General features: G+C 34.4%; 3 protein-coding genes. All 3 read right to left on the reverse strand.

The annotated features are described in order from the left end of the window. The coding region (locus RT405_RS13205) for an Hsp70 family protein (RefSeq protein ID WP_313470299.1) at positions 1–108 on the reverse strand (108 nt) is incomplete at its 3' end. Positions 109–167: 59 nt separating this feature from the next. Further along, entirely contained in the window at positions 168–725 is a 558-nt protein-coding gene (grpE, locus tag RT405_RS13210) for a nucleotide exchange factor GrpE (RefSeq protein ID WP_313470295.1), read from the reverse strand. A gap of 20 nt (positions 726–745) precedes the next feature. Beyond that, the gene (gene hrcA / locus RT405_RS13215) at positions 746–1,783 is read right to left on the reverse strand and encodes a heat-inducible transcriptional repressor HrcA (protein ID WP_313470301.1); all 1,038 of its coding nucleotides are present in this window, start codon (positions 1,781–1,783) and stop codon (positions 746–748) included. Positions 1,784–1,791 lie beyond the last annotated feature (8 nt).

Genomic DNA, 1,791 nt, shown 5'->3' on the forward strand with positions numbered 1-1,791 from the left:
AGTTGTACGATTTCCTTCTGGATTTGCAACAATTTTTGCTTCTCCGCCTTCTAAAATAGCTACTGCTGAATTTGTTGTACCTAAGTCAATTCCAATTATTTTACTCATAATTTATTACCTCTCTTACATTTTTTAGTTTTTTAATTTTTAACTACTAATTAATTAATTTATTGAGCTACAATGACCATTGCAGGTCTTAAAATACGCTCTTTTAAAGAATAACCTTTTTGAAATACATTTACAACTGTATTGGCTTCTTGCCCTTCTTCTAATGGAGCGGTTTGAATAGCTTGGTGATAGTTAGGATCAAAAGGTTGGTTTAAAGGATCAATGACTTCAATTCCTTCATGTTCTAATGCAGTTTTGAAAGAATCCATAACCATTTCTAGCCCTTTTTTCAAATTTTGTCCTTCTTCATCCGTCACTTCAATTGCAAGTGCTCTTTCTAGATTATCGATTACTGGCAATAATTCTGTTGCTAAAGATTGCGAACGGTATTTTGCAGCATCTTCTTTTTCTTTTTGATTGCGTTTTCGTATATTAGCCAGTTCAGCTTGCAGACGCAAATATTGGTCTTCTTTTTCAGCTAAATCTGCTTTTAATTGTGTTACTTCATCTACTTGATTTTCTTCACTAGCTTCTTTTGAGTCTTCCGGCTGCTTATTCAGTTCAACAGCTTCGTCAACCACTTCTTCATTTACTGTTTCTTTTTGTTTCTCAGTCATTGTCTATAACTCCTTTTTGATTAGTCTTCCATTGAATGGTAATAGTCCATTACTTTTTTTGAAAGCTCATTTCTAAATACATCCACTAAACTAATCATTTTTGAATAAGGCATGCTGGTAGGTCCCAATAAAGCAATCAATCCTGTTCCATAACCTCTAACGTGATAACCCGCCGTAATCAAACTGAATTCACTGAGCAAATCTTCATCTAATTCTTGACCTATCCTAACTTCGATTCCGTCATGGTGAGGAGCCAATAGATGAGCTAAATCATGTTGATCCTCCATTAAAGAATAGATAGATTTGAATTTTTCAACACCTAATCCCATGGAATAATCCAACATATTCATTCGGCCCCCTACGTGTATTTGATCACGACCGGCTTGAAGAATAATATTGTCCAGAATCGTGACGATTCCTGCTGCCGATTTAGCGTATTTATTAATTAGTATAGGGATTTCAGTTTCCAGCTTTCGAAATACCTCTATCAAGGTATGGCCTACTAACTGTTCATTAAAAATATTCACCATTTTTTCTAAATCACTTGGTTGAATGGTTCTTGGTAAAGAAAAAACTTGATTTTCCACGTGTCCTTTATCAGTAACCAAAATAACCATTACACGGTGTTCATTTAAAGGAACAAGACGAAACCCGGTTAGTTTGCTTTCCTTTAACTCAGGTCCCAAAGAAATAGCTGTATAACTAGTTAATTGTGAAAGAACTTCAGCAGATTGGACAACAATTTCATCTAACTGATGGAATTCATTGCTAAATGAATTTTTAATTGTCATCAAGTCTTTCTTTTGGATTTCCATCGGATAAATCAAATGGTCGACGTAAAAACGGTACCCTTTGATTGAAGGAATTCTTCCTGATGAAGAATGCGTTTTTTCAATAAAACCTAATTCTTCCAAATGAACCATTTCATTCCTGATCGTAGCAGAGCTAAATTCCAAGCCTGCTTCTTTCATTAATGTTTTAGAGCCAATTGGTGTTCCATAATTTGTGTAGAGAATTATGATGGATTTTAGTATGAGAATTTGCCTTTCTGTTAACATATTGCATC

It is taken from the genome of Carnobacterium sp. (assembly GCF_032094055.1).
Taxonomy (GTDB): domain Bacteria; phylum Bacillota; class Bacilli; order Lactobacillales; family Carnobacteriaceae; genus Carnobacterium_A.